The organism is Nocardioides sp. cx-173 (genome assembly GCF_021117365.1).
Classification (GTDB): domain Bacteria; phylum Actinomycetota; class Actinomycetes; order Propionibacteriales; family Nocardioidaceae; genus Nocardioides.
In genome coordinates, this window is record NZ_CP088262.1 from 4,226,450 (window position 1) to 4,243,073 (window position 16,624).

16 protein-coding genes are annotated in these 16,624 nt (G+C 71.8%); 7 read left to right on the forward strand and 9 right to left on the reverse strand.

The features are described 5' to 3' along the window. Window positions 1-10: 10 nt before the first annotated feature. The gene (locus LQ940_RS20650) at window positions 11-1,495 is read right to left on the reverse strand and encodes an amidohydrolase (protein WP_231241441.1); all 1,485 of its coding nucleotides are present in this window, start codon (window positions 1,493-1,495) and stop codon (window positions 11-13) included. A 10-nt stretch (window positions 1,496-1,505) separates the two neighbouring features. Next, window positions 1,506-2,813, reverse strand: a complete 1,308-nt coding sequence (locus LQ940_RS20655) for an MFS transporter (protein WP_231241440.1) — start codon at window positions 2,811-2,813, stop codon at window positions 1,506-1,508. 146 nt (window positions 2,814-2,959) lie between these two features. Between LQ940_RS20655 and LQ940_RS20660 the strand changes: the two genes are divergently transcribed. Continuing rightward, complete coding sequence (locus tag LQ940_RS20660) at window positions 2,960-3,598, forward strand: hypothetical protein (protein WP_231241439.1); 639 nt, start codon at window positions 2,960-2,962, stop codon at window positions 3,596-3,598. A gap of 9 nt (window positions 3,599-3,607) precedes the next feature. On the opposite strand, the gene LQ940_RS20665 is transcribed toward LQ940_RS20660, so the two are convergent. Then, window positions 3,608-5,080 (reverse strand): serine/threonine-protein kinase, encoded by a 1,473-nt coding sequence (locus LQ940_RS20665; protein WP_231241438.1) that lies wholly within the window; start codon window positions 5,078-5,080, stop codon window positions 3,608-3,610. A gap of 31 nt (window positions 5,081-5,111) precedes the next feature. Between LQ940_RS20665 and LQ940_RS20670 the strand changes: the two genes are divergently transcribed. Together LQ940_RS20670 and LQ940_RS20675 are read left to right on the forward strand one after the other, a co-directional pair. Next, entirely contained in the window at window positions 5,112-5,681 is a 570-nt protein-coding gene (locus tag LQ940_RS20670) for an RNA polymerase sigma factor (RefSeq protein WP_308217418.1), read from the forward strand. Next, window positions 5,678-7,156, forward strand: coding sequence for a M1 family metallopeptidase (locus LQ940_RS20675; protein ID WP_231241437.1), 1,479 nt, complete (start codon window positions 5,678-5,680; stop codon window positions 7,154-7,156). The genes LQ940_RS20670 and LQ940_RS20675 overlap by 4 nt, the downstream gene beginning before the upstream one ends. A gap of 21 nt (window positions 7,157-7,177) precedes the next feature. On the opposite strand, the gene LQ940_RS20680 is transcribed toward LQ940_RS20675, so the two are convergent. From LQ940_RS20680 to LQ940_RS20695, 4 genes are all read right to left on the reverse strand, one after another. Then, window positions 7,178-7,357, reverse strand: coding sequence for a hypothetical protein (locus tag LQ940_RS20680; protein ID WP_231241436.1), 180 nt, complete (start codon window positions 7,355-7,357; stop codon window positions 7,178-7,180). A 231-nt stretch (window positions 7,358-7,588) separates the two neighbouring features. Continuing rightward, window positions 7,589-8,020: an Hsp20/alpha crystallin family protein gene (locus LQ940_RS20685; RefSeq protein ID WP_231241435.1), complete on the reverse strand. Its 432-nt coding sequence runs from the start codon at window positions 8,018-8,020 to the stop codon at window positions 7,589-7,591. Next, the gene (locus LQ940_RS20690; protein WP_231241434.1) at window positions 8,017-8,517 is read right to left on the reverse strand and encodes a DUF1269 domain-containing protein; all 501 of its coding nucleotides are present in this window, start codon (window positions 8,515-8,517) and stop codon (window positions 8,017-8,019) included. The genes LQ940_RS20685 and LQ940_RS20690 overlap by 4 nt, the downstream gene beginning before the upstream one ends. A 132-nt stretch (window positions 8,518-8,649) precedes the next feature. After that, window positions 8,650-8,934, reverse strand: a complete 285-nt coding sequence (locus tag LQ940_RS20695; protein WP_231241433.1) for a hypothetical protein — start codon at window positions 8,932-8,934, stop codon at window positions 8,650-8,652. A 266-nt stretch (window positions 8,935-9,200) separates the two neighbouring features. Here LQ940_RS20695 and LQ940_RS20700 point away from each other — a divergent pair, with 266 nt between their 5' ends. Further along, complete coding sequence (locus LQ940_RS20700) at window positions 9,201-9,881, forward strand: response regulator (protein ID WP_231241432.1); 681 nt, start codon at window positions 9,201-9,203, stop codon at window positions 9,879-9,881. A 250-nt stretch (window positions 9,882-10,131) separates the two neighbouring features. After that, a complete protein-coding gene (locus LQ940_RS20705) occupies window positions 10,132-11,766 on the forward strand; it encodes a sensor histidine kinase (RefSeq protein ID WP_231241431.1) in 1,635 nt (544 codons plus the stop codon). A gap of 30 nt (window positions 11,767-11,796) precedes the next feature. On the opposite strand, the gene LQ940_RS20710 is transcribed toward LQ940_RS20705, so the two are convergent. Continuing rightward, entirely contained in the window at window positions 11,797-12,660 is an 864-nt protein-coding gene (locus LQ940_RS20710) for a universal stress protein (protein WP_231241430.1), read from the reverse strand. A gap of 44 nt (window positions 12,661-12,704) precedes the next feature. Continuing rightward, entirely contained in the window at window positions 12,705-14,231 is a 1,527-nt protein-coding gene (locus LQ940_RS20715; protein WP_231241429.1) for a YfcC family protein, read from the reverse strand. A gap of 162 nt (window positions 14,232-14,393) precedes the next feature. Here LQ940_RS20715 and LQ940_RS20720 point away from each other — a divergent pair, with 162 nt between their 5' ends. Then, window positions 14,394-15,617, forward strand: a complete 1,224-nt coding sequence (locus LQ940_RS20720) for an arginine deiminase (RefSeq protein WP_231241428.1) — start codon at window positions 14,394-14,396, stop codon at window positions 15,615-15,617. Window positions 15,618-15,622: 5 nt separating this feature from the next. Continuing rightward, window positions 15,623-16,624, forward strand: coding sequence for an ornithine carbamoyltransferase (gene argF / locus LQ940_RS20725; protein ID WP_231241427.1), 1,002 nt, complete (start codon window positions 15,623-15,625; stop codon window positions 16,622-16,624).

Consider the following 16,624-nt stretch of genomic DNA (forward strand, 5'->3'; position numbering starts at 1 on the left):
GCGCCGTCCGCTACAGCGCCGAGTGCACGACCCGCCCGGCGGCGACGGTGAGCGCGACCGGCATCGAGCGGAGCTGGCGGGCGACCTCCGCCGCATCCGCCCCGGACGCCAGCGGGTCGCGCTCCAGCAGGACCAGGTCGGCGCGGGAGCCGGCACCGACCGTCGGCTGGAAGTCGACGGACGCGGCGAGAGCCTCGCCCGGGGTGAGGGCCTGCTCGGCATGCCAGGGCTCCTCGTCGTCGGCGCCGCGATGGACCGCGGCGGCGATCGCCAGCCACGGGTCCAGCGGTGAGACCGGAGCGTCCGAGCCCAGGGCCAGGGGGACGCCCGCGTCGAGCATCCACCGGAACGCGAAGCAGCGCTCGCTGCGGCCCGGCCAGATCTGCTCGGTGAGGACCCGGTCGTCGACCAGGTGCGCGGGCTGGACGCTGGCGCGCACGCCGACCGCGGCCATGCGCCGTACGTCGGCGTGGGCGACGAGCTGGGCGTGCTCGATCGAGCCTCGGGCGCCGGTCGCGGCGTAGACCGACAGCGCGTGCGCGACCGCCGCGTCGCCGATGGCGTGGGTGGCGACCTCGAGGCCGCCGGCGTGCCCCCGGGTCAGGAGCGCGCGCAGCTCGTCGGCGCTCTGGTTGGCCGCGCCGAGGCCGCCGTCGGCGTAGGGCTCGCAGCACCAGGCGGTGCGGGTGTTGAGCGAGCCGTCGCTGATGATCTTGAGCGGGCCCATGGTCAGCCGGTCGTCGCCGGGCAGCAGCAGGTCGCCGGTCCGGTGCCCGGCCGCGAGCACCTCGTCGAGCCGGTCGGCGTACGTCGCCACGCGCACCCGCAGCACGTCGCAGCCCTCGGTCCACCGCTCGACCCAGTCGCTCGGGCCGCCGCCGAACTCGAAGTCGACCAGGCCGACCACCCCCTTGGCGGCCGCGCGGTTCAGGGAGTTGAGGTAGCCGGTCGGGGAGATGCCGTCGTTGCCGACCAGGCCCGGCAGGTCGGCGTAGGCGGCGAACCACTCGTTCTCGGAGATGGTGTCCTCGCGCACCTCCAGGCCCAGGGCGCGCTGGGCGGAGCTGCTGAGCCACGCGTGGTGGGCGTCGCCGGCGATCAGGACGACGGGCGTCTCACCGGCGACGGCGTCGAGCTCGGCCACCGTGGGCTGGCGCTCCCACACGGCCGGTCGGTGGCCGAACCCGACGAGCGGGCGGCCCGGGTGCTCGGCCAGCCAGAACCGGACCAGGTCGAGCGCATGCTCCGGGGAGTCCGCGCCGCTGAGATCGAGGCGGGTGAACCTCAGCGACCACTGGCCCAGGTGGGTGTGCTGATCCCAGAGGCCGGGGATCAGCCAGCGCCCGCCCGCCTCGATCTCCTCCACACCATCGGGCCGGGCCAGGCGCGGGCCCACCTCCACCACGCGGCCGCCCTCGACGAGGACGTCGACCGGGTCGTCGGGCACGTCCCGGCCGGGGGTCACGGGCACCAGGCGGGCGTCGCGGACGATCACCCCGCCCACGCTACGGACTGCCCGCCGCCGTCGCCTCACCGGCCGGGGTCGGCTCGTGCGGGTGCGCGTCGACCATCGGCTTCGGCCGCAGCAGCAGCCCGCCGACCGCGGCCGCCAGCAGCGCGAAGGCGGCCCCGACGGCGAAGCCCAGCTGGTAGCCGCCGTTGAGGGCCGCCACCGGCGACGCGCCGCCGTCCAGCAGGCTCTCGGTGCGGGCGGTCGAGAGGCTGACCAGGACGGCCAGCCCGAGGGCTCCGCCCATCATGAAGCTGGTGTTGACCACGCCCGAGGCCAGGCCGGCCTCGTCCGGCTCCACGTCGCCCATCGCCGCCAGCAGCACCGGGTTGAACGCGACTCCGGCGCCGGCGCCCAGCAGCAGCATCGCGGGCAGCACGTCGATCGCGAAGGCGCCGTCGACCGGGGCCCGGGAGAACAGCGCCAGGCTGGTCGCCGCGAGCGCGAGCCCGGCCACCAGCGGCGGACGGATGCCGAAGCGCAGGACCAGCCGGTCGCTGACCCGCAGCGAGCAGTAGGCCATCACCACGCTGGTCGGGATGAACGCGAGCCCGACCTCGAGGGCGTCGTAGGCGACGAGGAGCAGGGCCCCCAGAGCCAGCAGGAGCAGGGTGCGGGCACTGGTCCAACCGGCCTCGTTGCCGCCGACGACGGCGTACACCGTGACCATCAACGCGATCGTCACCAGGGCCGCGCCCACGACGTCCAGGCGCGAGGTCTGCGGCGCGAGCTCGTCGGAGGGCAGCGCCCGCCGGGCGGCGACCCACACCGCGACGCCGATCGGCACATTGACCAGGAAGATCCAGTGCCAGGAGAGGAGACCGGTCAGGACACCGCCCAGCAGCACGCCCACCGCGCCGCCTCCGGACATGACGAACCCGAAGAAGCCCATCGCCTTGGCCCGCTCCGCCGGCTCGGAGAACAGGCCCATGACCAGCGCCAGCGCCACGGCCGAGACGGCGGCACCGCCCAGGCCCTGGACCGCGCGCCCCACGACCAGCAGCTCCGGCGACGGAGCCAGGCCGCAGGCCACGGAGGCGACCGTGAACGACACCACGCCGCCCTGGAAGACCCGCTTGTTGCCCAGCAGGTCGCCGAGCCGCCCCGAGAGCAGCAGAAAGCCCCCGAAGGTCAGCAGGTAGGCGTTGACCACCCAGGCCAGCGCGGACTGCGAGAAGCCCAGGTCGGCCTGGATCGAGGGCAGCGCGACGTTCACGATGCTCGAGTCGAGCACGATCATCAGGTCACCCAGGCACAGGACGTACAGGGCCAGCCAGCGGCTGCGGTCGGGGAGCTCGGTCATCGGTGGTCCTCGGGGAGTGGGGGCGGTTGTGGTGTCCACGAACGGGAGGGCGCCGATACGACAGACCCCAGCCCACCGGTCGAGTCATCGCAGCCCCCGGCCTGTCCTGCCCAGGTGAGGCGCCCTGCGGTGGCTACGGTGAGGCCATGGACGCGCGGGCACTCGGGGTGGCGGCCCTGCTCGCCGCGCTCGGGGTCGCCGGTGGCTACTGGGCGGTCACGGCGACCGACGACGAGCCCGCGCGCCTGAGCGCCGCCGAGCCGGTGCCGGGCCGGTCGCCGTCCTACCCCTCCGACCCCGAGGTCGAGGTGCTCCCCGACCCCAGGACGCCGGCGCTGGAGGCCGGGCTCGCGCTGGTGCCGCGGCGGATCGGGAACCGGCAGTTCGGGGCGTGGCTGTCGGTGCCGGTGGGCTGGGTGCGCACCGACAGCGACCTGGTCGAGACCAAGTGGGAGCCGCACAAGGCTCCCGTCAACAGCTACCTGCTGCGGATCAAGTCCCTGACCGGTCAGCGACAGACGGTCGCTCAGGCGCTGGCGCAGCGACTCGGCGCGCTGGAGTCGACGGTGACGCAGTTCGAGCTCGAGGTCGACCACGAGGACACCCTCGTGGCGACGTACGTGCTCGGCGGCTACCGGCGGCTCACGATGGAGCGCTTCCTCGAGCTTGACGGCGACGGCATCGCCGACGTCACCGTCGTCGTCATCGGCCGGCTCGGCGACCGGGACGGGCTGCTCGACCTGCTGGAGCGGGTCAGTGCCAGCGCGGAGCCCACCGCCGGCTGAACGACCCCCTCACAGCCCGTGCGTGTCCACGCTGTCGAGCACCCGGTTGGCGGTGCCGCGGTCGGCGCTGCGGACCTGGACCCACAGCAGCCGGTTGGCGGCGACCTGGACGACCCGCTCGACGGTGACACCGCCGGGGCAGCCGGTGTGGACGACGGTGGTGGAAGGGTCGCCGCTGGACTCCGTGACGGGGTCGTCGTGGTCGTCGCACTCGGCGTGCTGGGGCAGCAGCGAGGGCAGCGACTCCCCGGGGAACAGCCCGACGAACACCCCCTCGGCGGCGGAGGCGGGGTCGGTCCAGGCGGCCGCCGTCCCGACCGAGAGCGCGGGGTAGGTGCGCTCCTCGACGTTGGGCGGCACCCACCCGTCGGCGGCGACCGCGCGGTCCCAGTCGTCGGGCACGCGCGCGGTGAGCGATCCGGTGTCGTCGGTGACCTCGACCTCGTCGTCGCGCAGGCCCAGCCCGAGGCCGAGCCCCGCGACCGCACCGGCCGCCAGCGCCAGGACCGCCAGCGCCGCCGCGACCCCACGTCGGCGCCGGCGAGGCGGCGGCACCGGCTCGGTGGTCCCGCCCGCCGCCGCCGGCGACGCCGTCGGCCGCACGCCCGGCTGGGTCAGCTCGGGGTCGAGCGGCAGCCACGGCTCGGCGATCTGCCCGGGGTCGCCGGCCTCGTCGCCGTACGCCGCGGCCAGCGCGGCGGCGTACTCGGCGACGGAGCCGAAGCGGTCCTCGCGGTCGCGCGCCAGCGCCCGTGCCACGACGGCCTCGGCCTCGGCCGGGACCGGGCGCTCCGGCGTCGACAGCGGGGGCGGCGGCCCGGGCGAGGCGGCGGCCGTCAGGTCCGCATGGGTGTACGGCGGTCGGCCGGCGAGCAGCACGTAGGTGAGGACACCGAGGGAGTACTGGTCGGCGCGGGCGTCGAGCGGCTCGGCCTGCGCCTGCTCCGGCGCGACGAAGGACGGGGTGCCGGCGACCATGGTGAGTCGTGACGACATGTCGAGCGCCTTGCCCAGGCCGAGGTCGCCCACCATCGCGCGGATGTCGCGGTCGGCGGTGCGGAACAGCACGTTGGCCGGCTTGACGTCGCGGTGCAGGATGCCGCGGTCGTGCAGCGCCTGGAGCCCGAGCGCGACCTGCCGCACCACCTCGAGCGCCTGGCGGGTCGTGAGGCCCTCGATCTCGAGCCGGTCGGCGAGGGTGCCCTGGTCGGCGTAGGTCATCACCAGGTAGGGGCGGCCGTCGTCGAGCGCGCCCGCGTCGTAGACGGTGACGACGTGCGGCGACTCCACGCGGCGCAGGTAGCGCCCCTCCTCCAGGAACCGCTGGCGCACGTGGGAGTCCTCGGTCCAGTTGTCCGCGAGGACCTTGACCGCCACCGGGGAGTCGAGCTGCTCGTCGTAGGCCAGCCAGACCGTCGCGAAGCCGCCCGCGCCGATGCGCCGGCGCACCACGTAGCGGCCGATGCGGCTCGGTATGGACACCCTGCATTATGTTCCAACGACACGAGACGAGATGAGCGACATGACGAGCGAGGGGCTCACGCCCGACGAGATCGACGAGCTGGCGCGGCAGGCCCGCGACGGCGACCGCGACGCGCTCGAGGCCCTGCTCGCCGCCGTGCGTCCCCGCGCGCTCCACGTGTGCCGCGGCGTCCTGCCGCACACCCCGGACGCCGAGGACGCCTGCCAGGAGGCGCTGCTCAAGATCGCGACCAGGATCGGCTCGTGGGGCGGGCGCGGCCGGTTCACCACGTGGATGCACGTCGTGGCGGTCAACTCGGCCCGGTCGACGTACCGCCGCATGCGCAACCAGGCGGTGGCCGCGGAGCTGCCGTCACACCTCGAGACCCCCGACCCCCGCACCACCAGCGTCATCGCCGGCACCCGCCTCGACCTGCTCGAGGCGATGGAGATCATCGAGCGCGACCACCCGCAGTTCGTCGAGCCGCTGCTGCTGCGCGACGTCTACGGGCTGTCCTACGAGGAGATCGCCCAGCAGGTGGGTGCCCCGCTCGGCACGGTCAAGGCCCAGATCCATCACGGCCGCAAGCTGGCCCGTCCACTGCTGAGGGGCAACCCGTGAACCGACTGGGAGCGCTCACCTGCGCCCTCCTCCTGGCCGGGGGCGCCCTGTCCGCCTGCGGCGGCGACTCCGACGACGCACCCACCGGGGACCGGACGGGCGAGCCCTTTTGGAACCGCGCGACCCAGCGAGACACGGGCACGGCCGGCGACCCGGCACTGGAGCCGGCGGTGAGCGAGCCGCGGGAGGACTCGGTCTACCCCGAGGCCGGCGACCCGAGCGTCGACGCGCTCCACTACGACCTCACGCTCGACTGGGACCCCGACACCGACACGCTCACCGGCTCCGAGGTGCTCACGTTCCGCTCGACCGCCACGGCGGACACCTTCCAGCTCGACTTCAGCGAGCCGATGACGATCTCCTCGCTCACCCTCGACGGCGAGGAGGTCGAGTTCGAGGAGCGCGGCAAGGACCTCGTCGTCACCGCGGGCGTCGAGGCCGACCAGGAGTACGAGCTCGCCCTCGAGTACGACGGTCAGCCCGGTCCGGTGCCGGTCCCGACCAAGCGCGGCGACTTCAGCGGCACCGGCTTCACGGTGACCGACACCCACGAGACCTGGACGATGCAGGAGCCGTTCGGCGCCTTCACCTGGTACGCCGTCAACGACCAGCCCTCGGACAAGGCGCTCTACGACTTCACCCTGTCCGTCCCCACCCCCTGGGTCGGCGTCGCCAACGGCGCGCTGGAGTCCCGCAACGACGAGGGCGGCACGACCACGACGGTCTTCTCGCTGGACTCCCCGGCAGCCTCCTACCTCACCACCGTCGCGTTCGGCGACTTCGAGATGACCGAGGACGAGTCGGAGTCCGGGATCCCCATCACCTACTGGGTCAACCGCTCGGAGTCCCCCGAGGTCCTCGAGCGACTGCGCACCACGCCGGCCGCGATGGCGTGGCTGGAGGAGCGGCTCGGCCCCTACCCGTTCGAGACCTTCGGCACGGTCGTCGTCGACTCCGAGAGCGGCATGGAGACCCAGACGCTGGTCACCCTCGGCAACACCGACTACACGACCTCGGAGGCGGTGATCCTGCACGAGCTCGCGCACCAGTGGTACGGCGACAGCGTCACCCCCGAGGACTGGCGCGACGTGTGGATGAACGAGGGCATGGCGATGTACCTGCAGGGCATGTGGCAGGCCGAGCAGGACGGCCGCACCGTCGACGAGCAGATGGACGAGTGGGCCGAGTTCGAGGACGACGAGCGCGCGTTCGCCGGGCCGCCGGCGGCCTACTCGCGCGAGGCCTTCGGCTCGGGCAACATCTACTACGGCCCCGCGCTGATGTGGCACGAGCTGCGCGAGCGCATCGGCGAGGAGGCGTTCCTCGAGCTCATCCGCGCCTGGCCCGAGGAGCGTGCCGACGTGAGCACCGGGCGCGACGACTACCTGCCCTGGATCGAGGAGCAGACCGGCGAGGAGCTGTCGTCGTTCCTCGAGGCCTGGCTGCTCGGCAGGGAGACGCCGCCGCGCGACTGACGGCGGCCGCAGTCCGGGTGCTCACTCGGCGCTGGCGACGGCGTCCAGCATCCAGCCGACGGTCTCGCTCAGCACCAGCCCGAGGGCAGCGCCGAGGGCGAGACCCAGGCCGACGAGCAGCAGCAGGGTCAGGGTGGTGCCGATGCGGCGGTTCCGCTCGAGGAACCCGACCGTCGAGAAGGGGCGGGGAGTCGTGGTCATGAAGACCACGCTCGGCGCAGGTGCGGTCACCGCTCAGGGCACGTCGGCTCTCCGCGATCGGGACCAACGGCCCACCCGTCCCGGGCCGACCGAGGACCTGTCGCCGGCCGGGCGCCCAGACAGGGACGTGGCGCCCTCCCACACGGGGAGGACGCCACGGCCGGACGCGCCGCGCGCGGCGATCGCGCGGCGCCCGTGCACCGCCCGCCGACTGGCGGGCGAAGATCGGGTCTAGCTGGCGGACGAGCCGTCGGAGGACGAGCTCTGCTCACCGCTGGTGATCGGGATGCTCTGCGAGCCGCCGCCTCGGCCCGCCGGCATGGAGACCGTGAGGACGCCGTGGGAGTAGTCGGCCGCCACGTCCTCGGCACGTGTGCCCGAGGGGAGGGCGATGACGCGCGCGAAGCTGCCGTAGCGGATCTCGCTGCGGTGCTGGTCGTGGGTCTCGGCCCGGCGCTGACCGCGCAGATGGAGCATCCCGCCCTCCACGGTCAGCTGGATGTCCTTGGTGGGGTCGACGCCCGGGATGTCGGCACGGATGATCCTCCGGTCGCCTTCCACCCACTCCTCGACGCGGACCTGCGGCTCCATGCCCGGCGCACCCATCCAGTCCATCAGGTCGGCGAGCACGGAGTGGCGGTCCCGGTTGGCTTGGATGCTCATGCTTCGCTCTCCTCCAGCATCCGCCGCAGGTTGGCCTCCTGGTCGGACGACAGGTTCGTCTCGATCAGCTCGCCCTTGATGCCCTGCTCGCGCAGCGACTGGTGCACCCGGTCGACGACGGCACCGGTCGAGAGGACGAAGAGCGCCGACGTGCCGGGGGTGACGTGCTTTCGCACGTCGGCGATGAAGTCGTCGTCGATGCCGATGTCGGTCAGCGACCCGAACACCGCCCCCGACGCCGCCCCGACCACCAGCCCGATGAGCGGGATGAAGAAGATGACCCCGAACAGCAGGCCCCAGAACATGCCTCCGAGCATCCCGGTCGCGATCAGGTTGTTGGCCTGCCGGGTCTTGGGCTTCTTCTTCCCCTCCTCCCACGAGACGGTCGCCGCGTCCAGGACGGTGATCAGCTCCTGCTTCTGCAGCCGGGACAAGGCGTCCTCGGCCTGCTGCGCGCCCTCGGGAGTCTCGAACTTCCAGACGGTCAACGTTGCCATGTCGCTCTCCTCATGTGGTCGGTGACCGCCGCGCTCGGCGCGCCTCGCGGCGTCGGCCCCTCTGTGCGTCTCCGGACGGTCCGGTGATCGCCGTTCGTGTGCCCACCGGGCTGGGCGGTCAGGTGGCGGCCCCTACTCGACCTTCGAGCTGGGGCCGGTCCCGTGACGCCGCTCGGTCCGGGCCGTGACCGCTCGGCCACGCCTGGTCGCCTCGGCGACGCGCACGCCGATGAGCCCTCGGGCGATGGCCTCGCACAACGAGACCGAGTTCTCCGCGGTCCCGGCCGAGCGGAGCACCAGCCGGTCCGCCTGGTGCACGACCCTGAGGATCTGTCCGGGAGGCATCGTGCCCGCGAACTCGGTCATGAACTGCTCGGCGAGCCTGGCTATCTCGGTGCGGTGCGTGACGGCGTCCATGATGGGTCTCCCTCGTCGGTATGAAGGCGCCCCCTCAGCCTGATGTGGGCCGATTTCGCTGCCAAGTGACCAACGGCCCGGTACGACCGGGACCCACCGGGTGCACACCGCCAGCCCGCCCATCGTGCTCGAGCCCGGTGGTGCAGGTGATCGGCCCATCCACCCAGTCAGGACCGTCCGGCGTCCGGAGAACAGGGGCCAAAGACCCGGGCCTTTCGTGGCCGTCGACCTCCCCGATCCTCGATCCGGGGAAGTACCGTCTCGGTATGGACTACGAGGCCTCGGGGCCGCAGTTCGGGCCGGACCGGCCCATCAAGGTCTTCCTGCTCGACGACCACGAGCTGGTGCGCCATGGGGTACGAGGCCTCTTGGAGCGCGACGGCGACATCGTGGTCGTCGGGGAGTCCGGCCTCGCCAAGGAGGCCGCTCGCCGGATCCCGGCGCTCAAGCCGGACGTGGCGATCCTCGACGTACGGCTCCCGGACGGCACCGGCGTGCAGGTATGTCGCATGGTCCGGTCCATCGACCCCAACATCGCCGCGCTGATGCTGACGTCCTACGACGAGGACGAGGCCCTGTTCGCCGCCATCATGGCCGGGGCGTCGGGCTACGTCCTGAAGGAGGTCCGGGGTTCGGACCTGGTCGACACGGTCCGTCGGGTGGCCGCCGGTCAGTCCATGCTGGACCCGGCCGTCACCTCGCACGTGCTCGCCCGTCTGCGCGACGGCCCGCCCGTCGATCCCTTGACCAAGCGCCTGACTCCCAAGGAGCGACAGGTCCTCAGCCTGGTCGGACTGGGCCTGACGAACCGCCAGATCGCGACTCGTCTAGGACTGGCCGAGAAGACGACGAAGAATTATGTCTCGACGGTGTTGGGCAAGCTGGGAGTAAGGTCGCGAACGCAGGCCGCGATCATCGCCGCCCAGCTGGAGAACCCGCAGCACTAGAGCCCCTGACGGGCCGGAGCCACCTCACGAGAACAGCAGGAGGAGCTAGAAGGTTTGCGAACGTGACCACCGGGCATCGGTCGAGTGAGAAAGCCGACCCGAGGGTCTTCCATCCACGAAGCACACTGTTTTCCATCTGGGGGGATGTAGATACATCGGCCTTGAGGAGCGGGGCATGTGGGAGTTGTCGAGCGATGTCGGACCAGATGACCCACGAAGCGCGAGCGGGGGACAGCCCTTCGAGGAGCTCATGCGCACCGCCACCGAACAGGCAGAGGCCCAGGCCGACGAGCTGGCCCGTCTGCATCTGTTGCTCTCTTCTCTGGCCGACCTGAGTGCGGACGGGACCCTCGAGGACCTGCTGGCTCAGATCCTCGACCTGGCCGTCGACCTCGTGCGCGCGGGTCATGGGGCGCTGAGCATCACCGACACCCGCGGAAGCACCCCGCACCGGCTGTACACCCGGGGTCTGACCGACCAGGCCGCGGGAGCCGAGGAGGACCACGAGGCCGGGGCAGCACTGCTGCGACAGCTGATCCACGGGGAGGCGTCTGTGGATCCCGGTGATCTCGTGGACCCGCTCCCGGCCGGGGACCACGGTTCCACCCTGTTGCCGATGCGCACCTTCCTGGAGGTGCCCCTCCACGTCCGCCGCAGGCGGTTCGGCACCCTGCACCTGACGGGCAGCACCCGCCGGCCGGCCTTCACCGCGGGCGACGAGGAGGTCGTCACGACCCTGGCCGTCGCCGCGGGCGGGTTCATCGAGACGGCGCTCCTGCGTGAGGAGGCCGGACGCCGAGCCAGCTGGTTGGCGTCGGCCACCGCACCGCAGCCGACCGACGACAGTGCGCACCAGGTCGTGGCCGATCGCGCCCGTGAGCTGTTCGGCGCCGACATCGCCTGGGTGGTCGGCGGACCCGACCCGGGCGACCTGCGACTGTGGGCTGTGTCCGGGGTCGAGGGCGCGACTCCCGAGGCCCTGGCCGCCGTGGACTTCGACCGGTCGCTGGAGCGCTGCGTCACCGTCAGCGGTCGCGCGCTGAAGGCCCACAGCCTCGCCGAGCACCCCCGTGCCGTCGACGTCGGGGCGGCGCTGGGCACCGGCCCGACGGGTCCAGGGGTGGTCGTGCCGCTGCCGCCCACCCACGACGGCACCGCAGCGGTCGCGCTGGGGTGGACCGGCGACCGCGCGGCCCCCGACGTCTGCCACGACGCCGCGCTGCCCACGCTGCTCGCCGAGCAGGCGTCCGTGACGCTCCAGGTGGCCGAGGCGCGCCAGGACCAGCAGCGACTGGCCGTGCTCGAGGACCGCGACCGCATCGCCCGCGACCTGCACGACGTGGTCCTGCCCCGGCTCTTCGCCGTCGGCCTGGAGCTCCAGGGCACGTCGTGGCTGCAGGATCCCGACGCGATCGCGCACCGGTTGGACCGCTCGATCGCCGACATCGCCGACACGATCCGCGACATCAGGCGCACCATCTTCACGCTGGGACCGACGAACGACTCCTCGGACCCGAGGGCCGCCGTGATCGAGATCGTGGAGCGTGCGGCCCGGACCATGAAGCTGCGCCCGACCATCCAGTTCCGCGGGCCGCTGGCACTGCTGATCGACAGTGACCTGCTCCCCGACATCCTGGCCGTGCTGAGCGAGGCGCTGTCGAACGCCGTCCGTCACGGCTCGGCGTCGGCCTGCACCATCGAGGTGAGCGTCCGGGACGGGATCCGGGTGCAGGTCACCGACAACGGCACCGGGATGCCCGACGCGATCGTCGAGAGCGGCCTGGCCAACGCCCGGCTCCGTGCCGAGCGGCGCGGTGGCCACCTCCACGTCACCTCGGCGCCGGGCGAGGGAACCAGCCTGCTCTGGGCGGTGCCCCTCAGCTGAGCCGCTGGGCCGGCGGGCCCGGGGCGCCGCCTACCGCGCCGGCGGAATCACGCGGACGGGGCACTCCGCGCCGCGCAGGACCGCGCGCCCGGTCCCGCCCAGCGTGCCGAGCCCGACGCCGTGCGGGCGGCGGGCGAGCACGAGCAGGTCGGCGGAGCGGGAGGCCGCCACCAACGCGTGGACGGGCCGGTCGTGCACGATCCGGACCGCCACGTCGACGTCGGGATAGCTGAGACGCGACTCCCGCAGCAGCGCGTCGATGGCCTCCGTCGACCCTCGAGTCGCCTCCTCGGGGGCGACCCGGGAGACGATGATGTCGTCGTAGACGCCGGGCAGCCTCCAGGAGTGGAGGACGACCACGCGGGCCCGGCGCGCGACGGCCTCCGCGAACGCGTCGGCCAACAGCTCCAGAGCGCTGCCGGGCGACTTCACGGCGACCACCACATCCCCGCGCCCGGTCCGCGACGACCACTCCGTCGGCACGCTCACCACGGGGCAGCTGGCACGCGCGGCGGCGCCCGCGCCCGCGGTGCCCTCCAGGGGCCGCTCGAGCAGCGGCCCGTCCCGGCCGACGTAGAGTACGGCGGCCTCCGCGGCCGCCTCGGCCAGCTCGGTCGCCGCACCGCCCCAGCGCAGCTGGGTCTCGACCTCGATGTCCGGCGCCAGCAGCCTCGCGTCGCCCGCCACCCGCTCCAGCAGGGCCGAGCCCCGGTCGGTCAGCCGGCGGCCGACGCTCCGGCCCACCTGGACCAGGCCCAGGCGATCGGGCACCACGTGCACGAGCCGGGCCCACGCGTCGAGTCGACGAGCCTCCTCCATCCCGGCGCGTACCGCGGCGTCGGTGGCGGGTGAGTCGTCCACCCCGATCAGCACCGGCTGGAGGTGAGTGCTCATGTCGAGGTCCTGCTCCTCTCCGGAGGAGGGGCCGACGGACCGCATCAGAGCGAGGCGATGACGGCGATGTAGAGGGTGCAGAGGACAAGCAGGATCCCGAGAAGGGGTAGGACGAAGCGGAGGTACTGGTCGTAGCGCACCTTGGCGAGGGCCAGGCCACCCATGACCACCGCCGACGTCGGGGTGATCAGGTTGACCAGTCCGGACGCCGACTGGTAGGCGGTGACCACCGACGCGCGGCTCACGTCGGCGAAGTCGGCGAGCGGGGCGAGGATCGGCATCGCGAGCGCGGCGTGCCCCGACGAGGAGGGGACCAGGAAGGCCAGTGGCAGGTTGATCAGGAACATCACCGCACCGAAGATCCCGGAGTCGGTGTTGCGCACGATCTCCTCCATCGAGTGCAGGATCGTCCCGGTGATCTCGGCGTTGTTCATGATCACCGTGACCCCGCGCGCCAGGACGATGATCAGCCCGACGCCGATGAAGTCGCCGGCGCCCCGGACCAGGGTGTCGGTCAGACCCTTCTCGCCCAGCCCGCCGATCAGCCCGATCACCAGGGACATCGCCAGGAAGAGAGCGGCCAGCTCGGGGAAGTACCAGTCGAGCTGCCACCCGTAGCTCTCCGCGTTCGGCCCGTTGATCACCTGCGCCCACGGGACGATCGCGAAGATCATGAACGCGAACGTCAGGCCGACGGTCGTGAGGACCAGCTTCTGCTTGCCGGTCAGCTCGGCCGAGTCGCGCAGCCCCTGCCTGCGCAGCTCCTCGTCGCCCTCCGCGTCCGGGGCCCGCGACAAGCTCGGGTCCGCCTTGACCCGGCGCGCGTAGCGCAGCACCCACCACACCGAGATGGGCACCAGCACCAGATACATGATCAGGCGGGCTCCGATGCCGTCCCCGATCGAGATGCCGGCCGCGTCGGACGCGACGCCGGTCGCGAACGGGTTGACGGTCGACGCGAGGGTGCCCGTACCGGCGCCCACCATGATGATCCCGGCGACCACCATCCGGTCGTAGCCCAGGGCCAGCACCAGCGGGATGACCAGGGCGTAGAAGCCGAGCGTCTCCTCCGCCATGCCCTCGGTGGTGCCGCCGATCGAGAACAGCACCATCAGCACCGCGATCAGCACCGGGCCGCGCCCGCTCATCCGCTGCGCGACCCTGGCCACCCCGTTGTCGATGGCACCGGTGCTCATCGACATCGTGATGAAGATGCCGATCGCGATCACGAAGAGGAACACCCCGGCGGCGCCGTACAGCTCCCCGGACTCGTAGGGGCCGATGAAGCCGTCGGAGCCCTGCACGCCGTACAGGCCGTTGACCGGCGCCAGGAACAGCTGCATCAGGCGCTCGCCGAAGGTGAGGGGATCCGAGGTGCGCTCATAGCTGCCGGTGATGGGGGCTCCGTCGTCCCCGGTCTGGTAGGCGCCGGTGGGCACGATGAAGGCCAGCAGCCACACCGCGATGGTCACGACGAACAGCACGGTGAACGCGCTCGGGAACCGGAACTGCTTGGGGGCCTCCGGCTCGGCTTCCTGCGCAGGGGGTGTGGGCGCCGCGTGCTTGGCCATGAGACTTCCTCTGCTCGTCGGACGAGGGCACCTCACACGAAACCTGGGCGGGCATCCGGCCTGACGTGCCGGAAGTCATCGGGGCCCTGGGACCTTCGGCCCTCCTGGGACGGTGGGCCAGCACGCAGGTTGAAATCTCCAGACAACGAAGGAGATCGCACCATGACGTTGCACGTGGACTCTGAGGTCGGCCGGCTGCGGCAGGTCATCTTGCACCGTCCGGACCTGGAGCTGAAGCGCCTGACGCCCTCCAACCACGACGAGTACCTGTTCGACGACGTCTTGTGGGTCAAGCAGGCCAAGCTCGAGCACGACGCCTTCGCCGAGGCGCTGCGCGACCAGGGTGTCCGGGTCCACCTGCTGCACCAGCTCCTCGCCGAGACGCTGGCCGTCCCTGAGGCGAGGAAGTTCATCCTGGAGCGCTCGCTGGACGAGCTCGTGTACGGGCCCATGGCGCTGCCCAGCCTGCACCGGGCGTTCGGCGACATGGACGACACCGAGCTGACGACGGTCCTGATCGGCGGCATGACCAAGCGCGAGCTGCTGGAGCGGGTCGAGGAGCCGACCTCGGTCGTCGTCCAGGCCCTGGACCTCGACGACCTGCTGCTCCCTCCTCTGCCCAACCACCTCTTCACCCGCGACACCTCGGCCTGGGTGTTCGACGGCGTCTCGATCAACGCCATGCGCAAGCGGGCGCGGATGCGCGAGACGATCCACTACGAGGCGATCTACCGCTGGCACCCGCTCTTCGCCGACACCTCGTTCAACGTCTGGAGCGAGGGGACGGTCAACGGCTCGGCCACGACCGAGGGCGGCGACATCCTGGTCCTGGGACGCGGGGTGGTCCTGATCGGCATGAGCGAGCGCACCACGCCTCAGGGCGTCGAGCGCCTGGCCCGGCAGCTGTTCCGCAACGGCGGCGCGCAGAAGATCGTCGCGCTGTCGATGCCGCACGCGCGTGCCTTCATGCACCTCGACACCGTGATGACGATGGTCAACGAGGACACCTTCACCAAGTACGTCGGCCTCGGCATGCTGCCGTCGTACACGATCGAGCCGGGCGACGACGAGTCCGAGCTCAAGGTGACCTCGCACCCCGCCGAGGACATGCACCGAGCCATCGCCGCGGCTCTCGGGCTGGACGCCATCAACGTCCTCACGGCCACCCAGGACGTCCACGCCGCCGAGCGCGAGCAGTGGGACGACGGCTGCAACGTGCTGGCCGTACGTCCGGGGGTCGTCGTCGCCTACGAGCGCAACGTCACGACCAACACCTACCTGCGCAAGAAGGGCGTCGAGGTCATCACCATCAGGGGCAACGAGCTCGGACGCGGCCGCGGCGGCCCCCGGTGCATGTCGTGCCCCATCGAGCGAGAAGGGATCTAGACGCCATGGCGTTCAACCTCAGGAACCGCAGCCTGGTCCGGGAGCTGGACTTCACCCCCAAGGAGTGGAAGTTCCTCCTCGAGCTCGCCGCCGAGCTCAAGCTGGCCAAGTACTCCGGCTCGGAGCGGCCCCGGCTCAACCGCAAGAACATCGCGCTGATCTTCGAGAAGACCTCGACCCGCACGCGCTGCTCGTTCGAGGTGGCGGCCTTCGACCAGGGCGCACGCGTGACCTACCTGGATCCGAGCGGCTCGCAGATCGGGCACAAGGAGTCGATGGCGGACACCGCGCGCGTGCTGGGCCGGATGTTCGACGGCATCGAGTACCGAGGGGCGGCCCAGAGCAACGTCGAGACGCTGGCGAAGTACGCCGGGGTGCCGGTGTGGAACGGGCTGACCGACGACTGGCACCCCACCCAGATGCTGTGCGACATGCTCACCATGCGCGAGCACTGCGGCAAGCCCGACGAGGAGATCGCCTTCGCCTACCTCGGCGACGCCCGCAACAACATGGGCAACTCGCTGCTGGTCACCGGCGCGATGATGGGCATGGACGTGCGCATCGTCGCACCCGAGCACCTGTGGAACGACGCGGAGATCATCGCCGAGGCCCGCCGGATCGCCGAGGACACCGGCGCCCGGATCACCCACACCGCAGACGTCGACGAAGGCGTCGCCGGCGTCGACTACCTCTACACCGACGTGTGGGTCTCGATGGGCGAGGCCAAGGAGCTGTGGCTCGAGCGCATCGACATGCTCAAGAGCTTCCAGGTCAACATGGCGGTGGTGAAGGCGACCGGCAACCCCAACGTGAAGTTCCTGCACTGCCTACCGGCCTTCCACGACCGCCACACGACGGTCGGGGAGGACCTGTACCAGCAGACCGGCATGGAGGCGCTCGAGGTGACCGACGAGGTCTTCGAGTCCAAGCACTCCATCGTCTTCGACCAGGCGGAGAACCGGATGCACACCATCAAGGCCGTCATCGTCGCCACGCTGGGAGACTGA

Coding starts and splice junctions, on each gene's coding strand:
- LQ940_RS20655 (WP_231241440.1), bottom strand. CDS start 2,813: ATGACCGAGCTCCCCGACCGCAGCCGCTGGCTGGCCCTGTACGTCCTG.
- LQ940_RS20660 (WP_231241439.1), top strand. CDS start 2,960: ATGGACGCGCGGGCACTCGGGGTGGCGGCCCTGCTCGCCGCGCTCGGG.
- LQ940_RS20670 (WP_308217418.1), top strand. CDS start 5,112: ATGAGCGACATGACGAGCGAGGGGCTCACGCCCGACGAGATCGACGAG.
- LQ940_RS20680 (WP_231241436.1), bottom strand. CDS start 7,357: ATGACCACGACTCCCCGCCCCTTCTCGACGGTCGGGTTCCTCGAGCGG.
- LQ940_RS20685 (WP_231241435.1), bottom strand. CDS start 8,020: ATGAGCATCCAAGCCAACCGGGACCGCCACTCCGTGCTCGCCGACCTG.
- LQ940_RS20690 (WP_231241434.1), bottom strand. CDS start 8,517: ATGGCAACGTTGACCGTCTGGAAGTTCGAGACTCCCGAGGGCGCGCAG.
- LQ940_RS20695 (WP_231241433.1), bottom strand. CDS start 8,934: ATGGACGCCGTCACGCACCGCACCGAGATAGCCAGGCTCGCCGAGCAG.
- LQ940_RS20700 (WP_231241432.1), top strand. CDS start 9,201: ATGGACTACGAGGCCTCGGGGCCGCAGTTCGGGCCGGACCGGCCCATC.
- LQ940_RS20705 (WP_231241431.1), top strand. CDS start 10,132: ATGCGCACCGCCACCGAACAGGCAGAGGCCCAGGCCGACGAGCTGGCC.
- LQ940_RS20710 (WP_231241430.1), bottom strand. CDS start 12,660: ATGAGCACTCACCTCCAGCCGGTGCTGATCGGGGTGGACGACTCACCC.
- LQ940_RS20715 (WP_231241429.1), bottom strand. CDS start 14,231: ATGGCCAAGCACGCGGCGCCCACACCCCCTGCGCAGGAAGCCGAGCCG.
- LQ940_RS20720 (WP_231241428.1), top strand. CDS start 14,394: ATGACGTTGCACGTGGACTCTGAGGTCGGCCGGCTGCGGCAGGTCATC.
- argF (WP_231241427.1), top strand. CDS start 15,623: ATGGCGTTCAACCTCAGGAACCGCAGCCTGGTCCGGGAGCTGGACTTC.